Source organism: Streptomyces sp. NPDC005423, assembly GCF_040606415.1.
Classification (GTDB): Bacteria; Actinomycetota; Actinomycetes; order Streptomycetales; family Streptomycetaceae; genus Streptomyces.
In genome coordinates, this window is the sequence record NZ_JBEXET010000003.1 from 26,877 (window position 1) to 41,860 (window position 14,984).

The 14,984-nt window shown below is 71.4% G+C and carries 14 protein-coding genes; 9 read left to right on the plus strand and 5 right to left on the minus strand.

Annotated elements, in window-relative coordinates; translation table 11 throughout:
• Positions 1–4 precede the first annotated feature (4 nt).
• Positions 5–1,291 carry a methyltransferase domain-containing protein gene (locus tag ABZT12_RS06430; RefSeq protein WP_356379004.1) on the minus strand — a complete coding sequence of 429 codons (1,287 nt, stop codon included), beginning with the start codon at positions 1,289–1,291 and terminating at the stop codon, positions 5–7.
• Here ABZT12_RS06430 and ABZT12_RS06435 point away from each other — a divergent pair.
• The 4 genes from ABZT12_RS06435 (at position 1,274) to groL (ending at position 5,563) form a co-directional block, all read left to right on the plus strand.
• Positions 1,274–2,209, plus strand: coding sequence for a polysaccharide deacetylase family protein (locus ABZT12_RS06435; protein ID WP_356378228.1), 936 nt, complete (start codon positions 1,274–1,276; stop codon positions 2,207–2,209). The two genes, ABZT12_RS06430 and ABZT12_RS06435, sit on opposite strands and share 18 nt — an antisense overlap.
• A complete protein-coding gene (locus ABZT12_RS06440) occupies positions 2,206–3,048 on the plus strand; it encodes a polysaccharide deacetylase family protein (RefSeq protein WP_356378231.1) in 843 nt (280 codons plus the stop codon). Before ABZT12_RS06435 ends, ABZT12_RS06440 begins: the two co-directional genes overlap by 4 nt.
• 449 nt (positions 3,049–3,497) lie before the next feature.
• The gene (gene groES / locus ABZT12_RS06445; RefSeq protein ID WP_003998759.1) at positions 3,498–3,806 is read left to right on the plus strand and encodes a co-chaperone GroES; all 309 of its coding nucleotides are present in this window, start codon (positions 3,498–3,500) and stop codon (positions 3,804–3,806) included.
• A gap of 131 nt (positions 3,807–3,937) precedes the next feature.
• Complete coding sequence (gene groL, locus ABZT12_RS06450; protein WP_356378234.1) at positions 3,938–5,563, plus strand: chaperonin GroEL; 1,626 nt, start codon at positions 3,938–3,940, stop codon at positions 5,561–5,563.
• Between the two features lie 90 nt (positions 5,564–5,653).
• Here groL and ABZT12_RS06455 read toward each other — a convergent pair whose 3' ends face one another.
• Together ABZT12_RS06455 and ABZT12_RS06460 are read right to left on the minus strand one after the other, a co-directional pair.
• The gene (locus tag ABZT12_RS06455; RefSeq protein ID WP_356378236.1) at positions 5,654–6,427 is read right to left on the minus strand and encodes an SDR family oxidoreductase; all 774 of its coding nucleotides are present in this window, start codon (positions 6,425–6,427) and stop codon (positions 5,654–5,656) included.
• A gap of 98 nt (positions 6,428–6,525) precedes the next feature.
• A complete protein-coding gene (locus tag ABZT12_RS06460) occupies positions 6,526–7,206 on the minus strand; it encodes an MOSC domain-containing protein (RefSeq protein ID WP_356378239.1) in 681 nt (226 codons plus the stop codon).
• Positions 7,207–7,286: 80 nt separating this feature from the next.
• On the opposite strand from ABZT12_RS06460, the gene ABZT12_RS06465 reads away from it, so the two are divergent.
• On the plus strand, positions 7,287–8,195 hold the full coding sequence (locus tag ABZT12_RS06465) for a LysR family transcriptional regulator (protein WP_356378242.1): 909 nt from the start codon (positions 7,287–7,289) through the stop codon (positions 8,193–8,195).
• 61 nt (positions 8,196–8,256) lie between these two features.
• Here the strand turns inward: ABZT12_RS06465 and ABZT12_RS06470 are convergent, their stop codons facing one another.
• On the minus strand, positions 8,257–8,586 hold the full coding sequence (locus tag ABZT12_RS06470; RefSeq protein ID WP_356378245.1) for a WhiB family transcriptional regulator: 330 nt from the start codon (positions 8,584–8,586) through the stop codon (positions 8,257–8,259).
• Between the two features lie 380 nt (positions 8,587–8,966).
• Here ABZT12_RS06470 and ABZT12_RS06475 point away from each other — a divergent pair, with 380 nt between their 5' ends.
• From ABZT12_RS06475 to ABZT12_RS06490, 4 genes are all read left to right on the plus strand, one after another.
• Complete coding sequence (locus ABZT12_RS06475; protein WP_003948568.1) at positions 8,967–9,578, plus strand: response regulator transcription factor; 612 nt, start codon at positions 8,967–8,969, stop codon at positions 9,576–9,578.
• 276 nt (positions 9,579–9,854) lie between these two features.
• On the plus strand, positions 9,855–10,442 hold the full coding sequence (locus ABZT12_RS06480) for a sigma-70 family RNA polymerase sigma factor (RefSeq protein WP_356378248.1): 588 nt from the start codon (positions 9,855–9,857) through the stop codon (positions 10,440–10,442).
• 162 nt (positions 10,443–10,604) lie between these two features.
• Positions 10,605–12,110 carry an IMP dehydrogenase gene (gene guaB, locus ABZT12_RS06485; protein ID WP_356378252.1) on the plus strand — a complete coding sequence of 502 codons (1,506 nt, stop codon included), beginning with the start codon at positions 10,605–10,607 and terminating at the stop codon, positions 12,108–12,110.
• Between the two features lie 115 nt (positions 12,111–12,225).
• Positions 12,226–13,350: a GuaB3 family IMP dehydrogenase-related protein gene (locus ABZT12_RS06490; protein WP_356378255.1), complete on the plus strand. Its 1,125-nt coding sequence runs from the start codon at positions 12,226–12,228 to the stop codon at positions 13,348–13,350.
• A 341-nt stretch (positions 13,351–13,691) separates the two neighbouring features.
• Here the strand turns inward: ABZT12_RS06490 and ABZT12_RS06495 are convergent, their stop codons facing one another.
• Entirely contained in the window at positions 13,692–14,900 is a 1,209-nt protein-coding gene (locus ABZT12_RS06495; RefSeq protein ID WP_356378259.1) for a nucleotide sugar dehydrogenase, read from the minus strand.
• Positions 14,901–14,984: the final 84 nt, after the last annotated feature.

Below are 14,984 nucleotides of genomic sequence, written 5' to 3' on the forward strand. Positions count from 1 at the left end.
GCGCTCAGAGCGGACGCCCCAGCAGCATGGTCGGCGCCCCCGCGACCCGGGTGAGGAACACGGTCGCCGAGTGGGGTCCCCCGGACTTGGGAAGGGCCTTGCGGCGCAGCTCCTCCGGTTCGACCGCCGACCCCCGCTTCTTCACGGTGAGCACCCCGACCTCCCGCTCCCGCAGCAGCGCCCTCAACTTCTTCAGGTTGAACGGGAGTTGATCGGTGATCTCATAACCGGAGGCGTACGGTGTCGGCCGCGCCTCGTCGGCCGTGACGTAGGCGATGGTCTCGTCGATCAGGCCCCCGCCGAGCTCCTCGGCGACCTCGGCGACGAGGTGGGCGCGGATGACGGCGCCGTCCGGCTCGTACAAGTACCGTCCCACGGGCCGGACTCCGGGGTCGGGCAGGCGGCGGCCGGAGAGGACGCGCGGGCCGGGGAGCAGGGTGGCGCACACCCGTCCCGGCTCGGTCCCGAACCACAGGACCGCCTCCTTCACGTCCCCGCCGTCCGAGATCCACTCCGCCTCGGCCCCGGCGGGAATCGCCTCGTGCGGCACACCGGGCGCGATCTTCAGCGCGGCGAAGCGGGCCTTGGCGGCGGCGCCCACCGCCCAGGACAGGGGCGGCGAGTACGCCTCCGGGTCGAAGACGCGCCCCCGGCCGCCGCGCCGCGCCGGGTCCACGAAGACGGCGTCGTAGGGGCCGGTGTCCACCTCGGTGACGTCGGCCTCCCGCACCTCGATCAGGCCGTCGAGCCCCAGCGCGTCCGCGTTGGCCCGGGCGACCGCGACCGTGAGCGGATCGCGGTCGACCGCGAGGACCCGGATGCCGGCCCGGGCCAGGGCGACGGCGTCACCGCCGATCCCGCAGCACAGGTCGGCGACGGAGGTGATCCCCAGGTCCCGCATCCGGGCGGCCCGGTGGGCGGCGACACTCGCCCGGGTCGACTGCTCGACCCCGTCCGGGGTGAAGAACATCGCCGCCGCGTCCTCGGGCGCGAACTTCGCCGCGGCCCGCTGCCGCAGCCGCGCCTGGCCGAGCGCCGCCGACACCAGCCCGGCGGGGTGGGAGCGGCGCAGCCGGGTCGCCACGGCGAGTTCCCGCGCGGGGTCGGTGGCGCGGACCTCGTCGAGGAGGCGGCGGCCGGCCGGGGTGAGCAGCGACGCGAAGGCGAGTACGGGGTCGTTCACCGGATCATTGTGGGCCAGTCGGTGGACGGTGTGCGTGCGGTGGCGGTGTCGCTCCGGGATCGCGCGCCGGGGCTGGGAGGATCCGACACCATGCGAGTAGTCGTACAAAATGACCATAGTGGGGTCTATCGGCGCACGGGTGTCCGCGGCACGGTCGCCGCCCTCGCGCTCGCCGCCGTCGCCGTCGCGGGCTGCGCCCCGGACCGCCCGCACCCGGCCACCCCGCCGGCCGCGGGCCAACAGCCCCTGCACGCGCCGCAGGCCCGAGCCCTCGACTCCTACGCCACCAGGCTGCGCGCCGCCTCCCTGGTCCGGGCGGCCGCCGCGAAGCGCTGGGGCCTGTCGAAGGTGCCGCTCACCGCCCCGCCCGCCCCGGCCAGGAAGCCGGAGATCAGCGCGCGCCAGGGCTTCGAGGTGGACGACCAGGAGGAGCTGGGCCTGCCGCCGGTCTTCACGACGATCCCCACCAAGCAGAAGATCGTCTTCCTCACCATCGACGACGGCGAGGAGAAGGACCCCGCGTTCCTGCGGATGATGCGCGACCTGAAGATCCCGTACACCGCCTTCCTCAGCGACTACCTGATCAACGACGACTACGGCTACTTCCGCAAGATGCAGTCCGAGGGCGTCACCCTCAACAACCACACGCTCCACCACCCCTACCTGCCCGGGCTCACCTACGAGCAGCAGAGGCACGAGATCTGCGACATGCAGGACGTGATGCAGAAGCAGTTCGGCAAGCGCCCGACCGTCCTGCGCCCGCCCTACGGCAACTACAACCAGGACACCCTGCGGGCCGCCAAGTCGTGCGGTATCAAGTACGCCCCCATCTGGGACGAGGAGGTCTTCGTCGACCACTGGGAGTACCGCGAGTGGGACCAGGACCTGCACCCCGGCGACATCGTCCTCACCCACTTCCGGGGCCGCAAGGACTGGAAGGGCACCATGGTCGACGACATGCGCCGCTTCCTCGACCGGGTCACGGCGGACGGGTACTCGGTGGCCCGCCTGGAGGACTACCTGTGAGGCCGCGGGTCCCGGCGTCCGTCGTCCTGGCGGCCGTTCTCCTCGGCGGCTGCGCGCAGTCCGTGGACCCCATCGAACGGCTCGGCAAGAAGGCCGCCCAACGCGTACGCCACACCCCGTCCGCCTCGCAGCCGTACCGCCGCTGGGGCCTGGACACCCCGCTCCGCCCCGCCCCGAGATCGGCCCCGTCGCCCACTCCGTCCCCGTCCCTGCCCCCGGTCCCCGCCCGCCCGGCGCCCCGGACGGCGGGCCCCGGCCTCGCGCCGGTCCTCGACCACGTCCACACCACCGACAAGGTGGTCTTCCTGACCTACGACGACGGCGCCCAGAAAGACCTGCGGCTCATCGAGATGGTGCGTGAACTGCGCCTGCCCGTCAGCGTGTTCCTCACGGACGGTGCCCTCGGACCCGGGCACGGCCACTTCTCGCGCCTCCAGTCGGTCGGCGCGACCGTCCAGAACCACACCCTCGGCCACCCCTCCTTGCGCGACCTCCCCTACGCCGGCCAGCGCGCCGAGATCTGCGGCCGGCAACGCAGACTCCGCTCCCGCTTCGGCCACCGCCCCCGCCTCCTCCGCCCGCCCTACGGCACCTACGGCACGGTCACCCGCCGGGCCGCCGCCGCCTGCGGGGTCTCGGCGATCGTGCTCTGGCGCGCCGCCATGGGCCCCGCCGGCCTCGCCTACACCCATGGCGTCCACCGCCTGCGCCCCGGCGACATCGTGGCGGTGGGCCCGGACGAGCCGGCGGGAACCCCGCTGCCGGAACGGACGGCGCGGTTGCTGCGGCGGGTCCAGCGGGAGGGCCTGACGGTGGGACGGCTGGAGGACTATCTCTAGCCCCCGCCCCGGGAACCCGCCGGCGCCGGTCGGCAATCTCAGCCCGGACGGGCCGGCGGGAACTTCGCTGCCGGTGGGACGCCTGAAGAACTGTCTCGGCCTTCCCCCGGGGAACCCGCCGGCGCCGGTCGGCGATATCAGCCCGTCCGGCGCTTGAGGACGAGGCCGTCCAGGCCGAAGGCGGGGGCCCGGGGCGGCAGCCCCCGGAGACGACGCCACCGACGAACCGCCCGGAAACCCCCTCGGGGAGCCCGAAAACCCGCCGCCGCGCCGCAGGCAACTGGCACTCCGCTTGACCGAGTGCTAACCGCGGTCATAGTCTCAGTTCTGGCACTCCCCCAGGGAGAGTGCCAGTAGCGACGGGCAGGTCCGGCACCCGCGACGACGGATCGACCTGGTCGCCACCTCAGACAGATGACCCCGAGATCTCCGAAGGGGGAGGTCGGATCGTGACGACCACCAGCTCCAAGGTTGCCATCAAGCCGCTTGAGGACCGCATTGTGGTCCAGCCGCTCGACGCCGAGCAGACCACGGCCTCCGGCCTGGTCATTCCGGACACCGCGAAGGAGAAGCCCCAGGAGGGCGTCGTCCTCGCCGTGGGCCCGGGCCGCTTCGAGAACGGCGAGCGCCTGCCGCTCGACGTCAAGACCGGCGACATCGTGCTCTACAGCAAGTACGGCGGCACCGAGGTGAAGTACAACGGCGAGGAGTACCTCGTCCTCTCCGCTCGCGACGTGCTCGCGATCATCGAGAAGTAATTCACCCAGCGCCACCAGCTCCACCCAGTTTTGCAGTGAACTGCGCCCCTGGCCCCCGCGACCTCACAGAGCCGGGCGTCAGGGGCGCGGTTCGTTTCACCCACGTTTTCCGAGAGGGCTGAACCGCTCCCATGGCGAAGATTCTGAAGTTCGACGAGGACGCCCGTCGCGCCCTTGAGCGCGGCGTCAACAAGCTTGCCGACACGGTCAAGGTGACGATCGGCCCCAAGGGCCGCAACGTCGTCATCGACAAGAAGTTCGGTGCCCCCACCATCACCAACGACGGTGTCACGATCGCCCGCGAGGTCGAGCTCGACGACCCGTACGAGAACCTCGGCGCCCAGCTGGTGAAGGAGGTGGCGACCAAGACCAACGACATCGCGGGTGACGGTACGACCACCGCCACCGTGCTGGCCCAGGCGCTCGTCCGCGAGGGTCTGCGCAACGTTGCCGCGGGCGCCTCCCCGGCCGCCCTGAAGAAGGGCATCGACGCCGCCGTCAAGGCCGTCTCCGACGAGCTTCTCGCCACCGCGCGCCCGATCGAGGACAAGGCCGACATCGCCGCCGTCGCCGGTCTGTCCGCCCAGGACAGCCAGGTCGGCGAGCTCATCGCCGAGGCCATGGACAAGGTCGGCAAGGACGGTGTCATCACCGTCGAGGAGTCCAACACCTTCGGTCTGGAGCTGGACTTCACCGAGGGCATGGCCTTCGACAAGGGCTACCTGTCGCCGTACTTCGTGACGGACCAGGAGCGCATGGAAGCGGTCCTCGAAGACCCGTACATCCTCATCCACCAGGGCAAGATCAGCTCCATCCAGGACCTGCTGCCGCTGCTGGAGAAGGTCATCCAGGCCAACGCCTCGAAGCCGCTGCTGATCATCGCCGAGGACGTCGAGGGCGAGGCCCTGTCGACCCTGGTCGTGAACAAGATCCGCGGCACCTTCAACGCGGTGGCCGTCAAGGCCCCCGGCTTCGGCGACCGCCGCAAGGCGATGCTCGGCGACCTCGCCACCCTCACCGGCGCTCAGGTCATCGCCGAGGAGGTCGGCCTCAAGCTCGACCAGGTCGGCCTGGACGTGCTCGGCTCCGCCCGCCGCGTGACGGTCACCAAGGACGACACGACCGTCGTCGACGGTGCCGGCGACTCGGCGGACGTCGTGGGCCGCGTCAACCAGATCAAGGCCGAGATCGAGAACACCGACTCCGACTGGGACCGCGAGAAGCTCCAGGAGCGCCTCGCGAAGCTGGCCGGCGGCGTGTGCGTGATCAAGGTCGGCGCCGCCACCGAGGTGGAGCTGAAGGAGAAGAAGCACCGCCTGGAGGACGCCATCTCCGCGACCCGCGCCGCGGTCGAGGAGGGCATCGTCTCCGGTGGCGGTTCCGCGCTGGTGCACGCCGCCAAGATCCTCGAGGGCAACCTCGGCAAGACCGGCGACGAGGCCACCGGTGTCGCGGTCGTCCGCCGCGCCGTCGTCGAGCCGCTGCGCTGGATCGCCGAGAACGCCGGCCTGGAGGGCTACGTCATCACCTCCAAGGTCGCCGAGCTCGAAAAGGGCCAGGGCTTCAACGCCGCGACCGGCGAGTACGGCGACCTGGTCAAGGCCGGCGTCATCGACCCGGTCAAGGTCACCCGCTCCGCCCTGGAGAACGCCGCCTCCATCGCCTCCCTGCTCCTCACGACCGAGACCCTGGTCGTCGAGAAGAAGGAAGAGGAGGAGCCGGCCGGCGCCGGGCACAGCCACGGTCACTCGCACTGACCCAGGCCGGTGACACCGACTCCGGTCGGTGAACCGCGGAAGTCGCAAGGCCCGGCACCCCTCGCGGGGCGCCGGGCCTTCGCGCTGCCGTCACCGCGGCCCGTACTTCCGCCCGGTCTTCGAGGTGAACCCGCCGAGCACCGCCCGCGGAGCGATCTTCGCCAGGCCCATCAGCGCCTTGTACCGCACATCCGGGATCGACAGCGACTTGCCGCGGGCCAGATCCAGCAACGCCGCCGCGACCAGCTTGTCCGCGTCGAGCCACATCCAGTTCGGGATGTTGTCCGTGCCCATGCCGGCCCGCTCATGGAACTCGGTCCGCACGAAACCGGGCGCCAGCGCCATCAGCCGTACGCCGCTGCCCGCCAGGTCCAGCGCCGCGCCCTGCGTGAACTGCACGACCCACGCCTTGGACGCGCCGTACGTCCCGCGCGGCACGAAAGCCGCCACCGAAGCCACGTTGACGACGCCCCCGCGCCCGCGCTCCCGCATCGCCTCGGCCGCCGCGCCGGTCAGCCGCAGCACCGCCTCGCAGTGCACCTTGAGCATCTTCAGCTCGTCGGCCATCGGCACGTCGAGGTAGCGGCCCTTGTTGCCGAAGCCCGCGTTGTTGACCAGCAGGTCGACCGGGGCCCTGCGGTCACCGAGCCGGGCGGCGACCGTCTCGATGCCGTCGTCCGTGGCGAGGTCGGCGGTGAGCACCTTCGCCTCGATGCCGTGCCGGTCGTGCAGTTCGGTCGCCTGCTCGCGCAGTCGCTTGGTGTCCCGCGCCACCAGGACGAGGTTGTGCCCGTCCGCCGCGAGGCGCCGCGCGAACGCGGCACCGATCCCCGCGGTGGATCCCGTAATCAATGCCGTTGTCATGGCGCAAGATTAATGACCCCGGACGGCCGGAAACGATGCCCCCACGGGGGTCGTGCCGACGGCGACCGGGCGGCCGGCGAGGAGCACCCCGGGCCGCGTCAGGCCCCCCGGTGGCCCCCGTACTTCTCGACGTACTCCCGGGCGGTGACCAACACCTCCGTGTGCAGCGCGTCGCCCGCCGCGAGCAGCCCGGGCAGCAGCTCACGCTCGGTCGTCACGGCGCGGAACTGCACGGCGACCGTCACCGCGTGGTCCGGCCGGTGCACGATCTCGATCGGATCGCCCGCCCGTATCTCCCCCGGCTCGATCACCCGCAGATAGGCCCCCGGCGCGGCCTTCGCGGTGAACCGTCGCACCCACCCCTTCTCACCCAGATGACCCTGGAAGACGAGGCAGGGAATGCGTCCCGAGGTGACCTCCAGGAGCAGCTCGGAGCCGACCCGCCAGCGCTCGCCGATCCGCGCGCCGGACACGTCGACGCCCTCGGTCGTCAGGTTCTCCCCGAACGATCCGTTCGTCAGCGGGCGCGCCAACTCCCGCTCCCACGCGTCGAGTTCCTCGCGAGCGAAGGCGTACACGGCCTGGTCGTCGCCGCCGTGATGGCGCCGGTGGCAGACGGCGTCCCCGGCCAGGCCGCTCCCGCCGACGCCCTTGGGCCCGGGCGCGGCCACCCGTACGGGCGCGTGCGTGGGCCGCTTGTCGATGCCGGTCAGGCCCTCGGGCTGCTGGGTGTAGGGCACGGCACGGGCGCTGCCCACGTTCAGCGACAGAAGCTTCATGACGGCACGGTAGGCGACGGCACCCCATAGTGTCGACGCGATATCCGTCGCCGTGCCCAAGGTTCGCTTATGCTCGACGAGTGATCGAGGCCCGTCATCTCCGCGTCCTGCGCGCCGTCGCCGCCACCGGCTCCTTCTCGGCCGCCGGGCGGGAACTGGGCTGCACCCAGCCCGCCGTGAGCCAGCAGATGAAGGCCCTGGAGAACTCGGTCGGGACCCCGCTGCTGGTCCGCAGCGGGCGCGCGATGCGGCTGACCCAGGCCGGCGAGGCCCTGGTGCGGCACGCGGCCGGCATCCTCTCCGGACTCACCGCGGCCGAGGAGGAGGTGGCCGCGATCGCCGGCCTGCGGGCCGGCCGGGTCCGGCTGGTCTCCTTCCCCAGCGGCAGTTCGACGCTCGTCCCCACCGCGCTGGCCGCCCTCCGTGCCGCCCACCCCGGCACCCGGGTCTCCCTGGAGGAGGCCGAACCGCCGGACTCCGTGCGCCTGTTGCGCGACGGCGACTGCGACGTGGCACTCGCCTTCCGCTACGAGGCCGCGGCCGCCACCGGGGAGTGGGCCGACCTGGTGGTACGGCCGCTGCTCAGCGACCGTCTCGTCGCCCTGGTGCCGGAGCGGCACCCGCTGGCCCGTACGGGGTCCTCGGGCTCCGTCGCCATCGGTGAACTCGCCCGGGAGCCCTGGATCGCCGGCTGCCCGCGCTGCCGGGGCCGGCTGGTCGAGGTGTGCGAGAGCGCGGGCTTCACCCCGCGCATCGACTTCGCGACCGACGACTATCCGGCGGTCGTCGGCCTGGTGGGCGCGGGTCTGGGCGTCGCGGTGCTGCCCCAGCTCGCCGTCGAGTCCGTACGGCCGAGGGGTGCGCGGGTGCTGACGCTGGAGCCGGCGGTGCGGCGGGAGATCGTCGCGCTGACCCTGCCGGACCTGGCCCGGGTGCCGGCCGTGGCGGCGACGCTGGACGAGCTGGCGCGGGTGGCACACAAGAAGTAGGCGCGCGGGGCGCCCGGAACCGGGGCACGCGTGGAGGCGCCGGCACTGGAGAAACGTTCCTTCAGTTGTTCGAGACGGTGTTCCCGCCGACTGTCGACGCCGACACGAGCCGGTTGCGGGCCCGCCCCATGAGTTCTTCGCGCTCGTCCTCGGTCAGGCCGCCCCAGACGCCGTACGGCTCTCGCACCGCCAGCGCGTGTGCCGCGCACTGGGCGCGGACCGGGCACCTCATGCAGACCTCCTTGGCCGAGTTCTCGCGAGCGCTCCGTGCCGCACCGCGCTCGCCCTCGGGATGGAAGAAGAGCGAACTGTCGACCCCACGGCAGGCGGCCAGCAGCTGCCAGTCCCACAGGTCGGCATTCGGTCCGGGAAGCCGGGAGAAATCTGCCATTGCGTGACCCCTTGTAGCCGTTCTGGGCGGATACGGTGTCCACGACCGTACATCTACGATCTAAGGAGATGAAAATATGACTCATTGCGAATCTAGCCTCAGACACCAGTAAATGGGAAGAAATGGGTCCAGATGGGGCATTGCTTGTGATGAAACGTTGTGCGTCCGCGTCGCATGTCTGCACCGTGTCCGCACCCTCACGTAGAGTGCCGAAGAGGACGCACGGCCCCGTAACTCTTTCGAGTGACCATCGTTGAGAGTGCGAGGCGGTTGAGAACACAAGCGCTCGGACACGCGTCCGAGGCGGTCGACCGCACAGGTGACGATTTCGTACCAGCCTGGAGGCTCAAGGTGACGCGCATCAGCTGCGGAGGGCGGCCATGACATCCGTCCTCGTCTGTGACGACTCCCCGCTTGCCCGAGAGGCGCTCCGCCGGGCGGTCGCGACCGTGCCCGGTGTCGAGCGCGTGACGACCGCGGCCAACGGCGAGGAAGTCCTCCGCCGCTGGGGCGCCGACCGCTCGGATCTCATCCTGATGGACGTGCGCATGCCCGGCCTGGGCGGTGTCGAGACCGTGCGGCGACTGCTCTCCGCCGATCCGGGCGCCCGCATCATCATGCTCACGGTCGCCGAAGACCTGGACGGCGTGGCCCTCGCGGTCGCGGCCGGCGCCCGCGGCTACCTGCACAAGGACGCCTCGCGCGCCGAACTGCGGGCCACGGTCACCCAGGCCCTCGCCGACCCGACCTGGCGACTGGCCCCGCGCCGGCTGCGCTCCGCCGAGATGGGCGCCGCGCCGACGCTCACCGCGCGCGAGATCCAGGTTCTAGAAGGCATGAGCCACGGCCGCTCCAACGCGGAGATCGGCCGTGAACTCTTCCTCTCCGAGGACACCGTCAAGACCCACGCCCGGCGGCTCTTCAAGAAGCTCGGCGCCTCGGACCGCGCGCACGCCGTGGCGCTCGGCTTCCGCTGGGGCCTGGTGCGCTGAAGCGGCCCCGAGGTGGTCGCGTGGGTCGTAGCGGGGGCAGGGAAGTCCCCGCCTGCCACCAGGCGGGCGGGGGTGGCACAAGGGTCCGCCGGATGCCCGCTGCTCGTTTCGGCGCGGATGCCGCATCCTTGAGGTGTGGAGTTCCTCGGGGACGATTCGGTCGAGCGGAAGGGGAGGGCGCAGGGGATGAGTTCCGGCGCACCTGCTCATAACGCTTCGGTGCACAACGACGGACGCGGTGCCACGGACCGTACGGCCCCAGGGCACCATGGACCGATGCGTGACGACGAGGCTGCCTGTGCCCACGGGGCGATCGGTGCGCTCGTCCTCCGCGCGGTCGACGGTGACGAACAGGCCACCCATGACCTGCTCGCCCGCGTCCACCCTCTGGCGTTGCGCTACTGCCGCACCCGTCTGTCCCGGCTCCCGGGCGACGCGCGGCACTTCGTGGAGGACCTGGCCCAGGAGGTCTGCGTCGCCGTCCTCCTCGCGCTGCCGCGCTACAAGGACACCGGCCGGCCCTTCGAGGCGTTCGTCTTCGCCATCGCCGCGCACAAGGTCGCCGACCTCCAGCGGGCGGCGATGCGGCACCCGGGTTCCACGGTGGTCCCCTCCGACGAGATGCCGGAGCGCCCCGACGACTCGCTGGGCCCCGAGGAGCGCGCCCTGCTCAGCAGCGACGCCGAATGGGCCAAGAAACTCCTGGCCAACCTGCCGGAGAACCAGCGCGAACTGCTGCTGCTGCGCATCGCGGTGGGCCTCACGGCCGAGGAGACCGGCCAGATGTTGGGAATGTCACCCGGCGCGGTCCGGGTGGCCCAGCACCGCGCCCTGAGCCGACTGCGCGCGCTCGCCGAGCAGTAACACCCGTCGGCGCGGCGCCTCCCCTGAACAGGCGGCCGACCGGACCCGTACGAACGTACGAAGCCCGATGTCACGCCGAGCCGTGGAATCGTGGAATTCGGGGACCGTGTTCCCCGTTAGCATGGACATCCGCACCGATCAAGGCCATTTGGGGAAGGTGTCATGACTGCCAACGTCGACGGAGTGCCCGCCAAGTTCGCGACACTCGGGCTGACCTACGACGACGTGCTGCTGCTGCCGGGCGCCTCCGAGGTGCTCCCGGGCGCGGTTGACACCTCGTCCCGCATCTCCCGCAACGTCCGGGTCAACATCCCGCTGCTCTCCGCGGCGATGGACAAGGTGACCGAGTCCCGCATGGCGATCGCGATGGCCCGGCAGGGCGGCGTCGGCGTACTGCACCGCAACCTCTCCATCGAGGACCAGGTCAACCAGGTCGACCTGGTCAAGCGCTCCGAGTCCGGCATGGTCACCGACCCGATCACCGTGCACCCGGACGCCACGCTCGGCGAGGCCGACGCGCTCTGCGCCAAGTTCCGCATCAGCGGCGTCCCGGTGACCGACGGCAACAAGAAGCTGCTGGGCATCGTCACCAACCGCGACATGGCCTTCGAGACGGACCGGTCCCGTCAGGTGCGCGAGGTCATGACCCCGATGCCGCTGGTCACCGGCAAGGTGGGCATCTCCGGCGCAGACGCCATGCAGCTGCTGCGCCGCCACAAGATCGAGAAACTTCCCCTGGTCGACGAGGCGGGCGTCCTCAAGGGCCTCATCACGGTCAAGGACTTCGTCAAGGCCGAGCAGTACCCGCATGCCGCGAAGGACGCCGAGGGCCGGCTGCTCGTCGGCGCGGCCGTCGGCGCCAGCCCCGAGGCGCTGGAGCGCGCGCAGGCCCTCGCCGAGGCCGGTGTGGACTTCCTGGTCGTCGACACCTCGCACGGGCACAACAGCAACGCCCTCAGCTGGATGTCGAAGATCAAGTCGAGCGTGGCCGTCGACGTGATCGGCGGCAACGTCGCCACCCGCGACGGCGCCCAGGCCCTCGTCGACGCCGGCGTCGACGGCATCAAGGTGGGCGTGGGCCCCGGCTCGATCTGTACGACCCGGGTCGTCGCCGGCATCGGCGTCCCCCAGGTCACCGCCATCTACGAGGCGTCGCTCGCCGCCCGCGCGGCCGGTGTCCCGCTGATCGGCGACGGTGGTCTGCAGTACTCCGGCGACATCGGCAAGGCGCTCGCCGCCGGTGCCGACACGGTGATGCTGGGCAGCCTCCTGGCGGGCTGCGAGGAGTCCCCGGGGGAGCTGCAGTTCATCAACGGCAAGCAGTTCAAGTCGTACCGCGGCATGGGCTCGCTCGGTGCCATGCAGTCCCGCGGCCAGGCGCGGTCGTACTCCAAGGACCGTTACTTCCAGGCCGAGGTCGCCTCCGACGACAAGCTCGTGCCCGAGGGCATCGAGGGTCAGGTGCCCTTCCGGGGCCCGCTGGGCAACGTGCTGCACCAGCTCGTCGGCGGTCTGCGCCAGACCATGGGCTATGTGGGTGCCGCCACCATCGAGGAGATGGAGACCAAGGGCCGGTTCGTCCGCATCACGTCGGCCGGTCTCAAGGAGAGCCACCCGCACGACATCCAGATGACGGTCGAAGCCCCCAACTACAGCCGCGGCAAGTGAGCCGCACGCGCGCGTGAGGTGTGGACAGGAGCGGTCCCGGGGTTCCGGGGCCGCTTCTGTCGTACCCGTCGGCGATACTGGAAGACGCTGAGACGCAGAAGGAAAGGCCACACACGTGACTGAGATCGAGATCGGGCGCGGCAAGCGCGGCCGCCGGGCGTACGCCTTCGACGACATCGCCGTCGTCCCCAGCCGCCGTACGCGGGACCCGAAGGAGGTCTCGATCGCCTGGCAGATCGACGCCTACCGCTTCGAGCTGCCCTTCCTGGCGGCCCCGATGGACTCGGTCGTCTCCCCGGCCACCGCGATCCGCATCGGGGAGCTCGGCGGCCTCGGCGTGCTGAACCTGGAAGGGCTGTGGACGCGGTACGAGGACCCGCAGCCGCTGCTCGACGAGATCACCGGCCTGGACGTGGACACCGCGGCCCGCCGCCTCCAGGAGATCTACTCCGCGCCGATCCAGGAGGAGCTGATCGGGCAGCGCATCAAGGAGGTGCGTGACTCGGGCGTGGTCACCGCCGCCGCGCTCTCCCCGCAGCGCACGGCGCAGTTCTCCAAGGCGGTCGTCGACGCGGGCGTGGACCTCTTCGTGATCCGCGGTACGACGGTGTCGGCGGAGCACGTGTCGGGTTCGCACGAGCCGCTGAACCTCAAGCAGTTCATCTACGAGCTGGACGTCCCGGTGATCGTCGGCGGCTGCGCGACGTACACGGCGGCCCTGCACCTGATGCGCACCGGCGCGGCGGGCGTCCTGGTCGGTTTCGGCGGCGGCGCGGCGCACACCACGCGCAACGTGCTGGGCATCCAGGTCCCGATGGCCACGGCGGTCGCGGACGTGGCGGCGGCCCGCCGCGACTACATGGACGAGTCCGGCGGCCGGTACGTGCACGTGATCGCGGACGGCGGCGTCGGCTGGTCCGGCGACCTCCCCAAGGCGATCGCCTGCGGCGCGGACGCCGTGATGATGGGATCCCCGCTGGCCCGCGCCACGGACGCGCCCGGCAAGGGCCACCACTGGGGCATGGAGGCGGTCAACGAGGAGCTGCCGCGCGGCAAGAAGGTCGACCTCGGCACGGTCGGCACGGTCGAGGAGATCCTCACCGGCCCGTCGCGCATCCCGGACGGCTCGATGAACATCTTCGGCGCCCTCCGCCGCGCGATGGCCACGACCGGCTACAGCGACCTGAAGGAGTTCCAGCGCGTCGAGGTGACGGTCGCGGACGCCCAGCACAAGCGGTAGCCGCACCCGTACGACACCGCAGAGGGGCCCGAGCCGATACGGCTCGGGCCCCTCTGCGTCTGACCCGCTGGGACCGAATCCATCTGTGGATGGTGAAGTGCCGGAGGAGGTGGATCTTGCGGATCTTTGGATGGTGAGCGGCCACCCCCCCCCACACACACTAGGGGCGGACACTCCGTGAACCATCAGGAGCCTGCCGCAGTGACCGCTGCGGTGGGCTCCACCTACTTCTTACGGTACCGGCGGAGCATCCCGTACGCCACCAGCCACCAGCCACCAGCCACCAGCCACCAGCCACCAGCCACCAGCCACCGGGGCCCGGGCCGCCCCGTGCGCCCCCGTCACAGCCTGTGCGCCGCCCCCGTAGGTGTCGCCCCCCGGGTGTCGAGCAGCAGTTGGGCCTTCACCGACAGGCCCTGGAGGTCGTACGTGCGGTGCTGCTGGAGAAGGATCGTCAGGTCGGCGTCGGCCGCGGCCTCGTAGAGGGAGTCGACGCGGGGGACCGGGCGGTCGAGGACGCTCCAGCTCGGGATGTGGGGGTCGTGGTAGCTGACGGAGGCGCCGAGTTCCATCAGGCGGACCGCGATCTCCTGGGCGGGGGTGGCCTGTTGGTCGGCCAGGTCGGCCTTGTAGGTGACACCGAGCAGCAGCACCCGTGCCCCGCGCGCCGACTTCCCGTGCTCGTTGAGGAGCGCCGCCGCGCGCTGGATGACGTAGCGGGGCATGTGGTTGTTGACCTGTTGGGCGAGTTCGACCATGCGCAGGGTGCGGCCGCCCTGGCCGGTCAGGTCCTGGGGGACGGTGTGGCCGCCGACGCCGGGGCCGGGCCGGAAGGCCTGGAAGCCGAAGGGTTTGGTCTCGGCGCAGCGGATGACGTCCCACAGGTCGACGCCCCACTCGTGGCAGAGGACGGCCATTTCGTTGACGAGGGCGATGTTGACGTGCCGGAAGTTGGTCTCCAGCAGTTGTACGGTCTCCGCCTCGCGCAGGCCACGCGCGCGGACGACCTTGTCGGTGAGCCGGCCGTAGAAGGCGGCTGCCGACTCGGTGCAGGCGGGGGTGAGTCCGCCGATGACCTTCGGCGTGTTGGCCGGGGTGAAGTCCCGGTTGCCGGGATCGACGCGGCCGGGTGAGTAGGCGAGGTGGAAGTCGCGGCCCGCGCGGAGCCCGGAGCCCTCTTCGAGGAGGGGGCGCAGGAAGTCCTCGGTGGTGCCGGGGTGGACCGGCGATTCCAGGATCACCGTGGTGTGCGGGCGCAGTTGCGCGCCGAGTGTCCGGGCCGCCGAGGCGACCTGGCCGAGGTCGAGCCCGCCGTCCGCGGCGCGCGGGGTGGGGGCACAGATGACCGCGGTGCGGACCCGGCCCAGCTCGGCCGGGCCGGCCGCCGTCCGGAAGCCCCCCGAGAGCATCCGGCGCAGTTCGGCGGGGCTGAGGGAGCCCGCCTCGGGCCCGGTCTTGAACCCCACCGTGGGGATGCCGGCGGCGACGGCGGCCTGGGCCAGGGGCAGGCCGAGAGGACCGAGTCCGATGACGGCGAGATCTGCGGGCATGGCGTGGGCCGTCCTTCCCAGTAACCGAATCGGGACAGGTGCGCAAGCCCTGTGGACAGAACGAGCGAGCGCAATGTCAGACTA

Coding starts and splice junctions, on each gene's coding strand:
- ABZT12_RS06435 (WP_356378228.1), top strand. CDS start 1,274: ATGCGAGTAGTCGTACAAAATGACCATAGTGGGGTCTATCGGCGCACG.
- groL (WP_356378234.1), top strand. CDS start 3,938: ATGGCGAAGATTCTGAAGTTCGACGAGGACGCCCGTCGCGCCCTTGAG.
- ABZT12_RS06455 (WP_356378236.1), bottom strand. CDS start 6,427: ATGACAACGGCATTGATTACGGGATCCACCGCGGGGATCGGTGCCGCG.
- ABZT12_RS06460 (WP_356378239.1), bottom strand. CDS start 7,206: ATGAAGCTTCTGTCGCTGAACGTGGGCAGCGCCCGTGCCGTGCCCTAC.
- ABZT12_RS06470 (WP_356378245.1), bottom strand. CDS start 8,586: ATGGCAGATTTCTCCCGGCTTCCCGGACCGAATGCCGACCTGTGGGAC.
- ABZT12_RS06475 (WP_003948568.1), top strand. CDS start 8,967: ATGACATCCGTCCTCGTCTGTGACGACTCCCCGCTTGCCCGAGAGGCG.
- ABZT12_RS06480 (WP_356378248.1), top strand. CDS start 9,855: ATGCGTGACGACGAGGCTGCCTGTGCCCACGGGGCGATCGGTGCGCTC.
- guaB (WP_356378252.1), top strand. CDS start 10,605: ATGACTGCCAACGTCGACGGAGTGCCCGCCAAGTTCGCGACACTCGGG.
- ABZT12_RS06495 (WP_356378259.1), bottom strand. CDS start 14,900: ATGCCCGCAGATCTCGCCGTCATCGGACTCGGTCCTCTCGGCCTGCCC.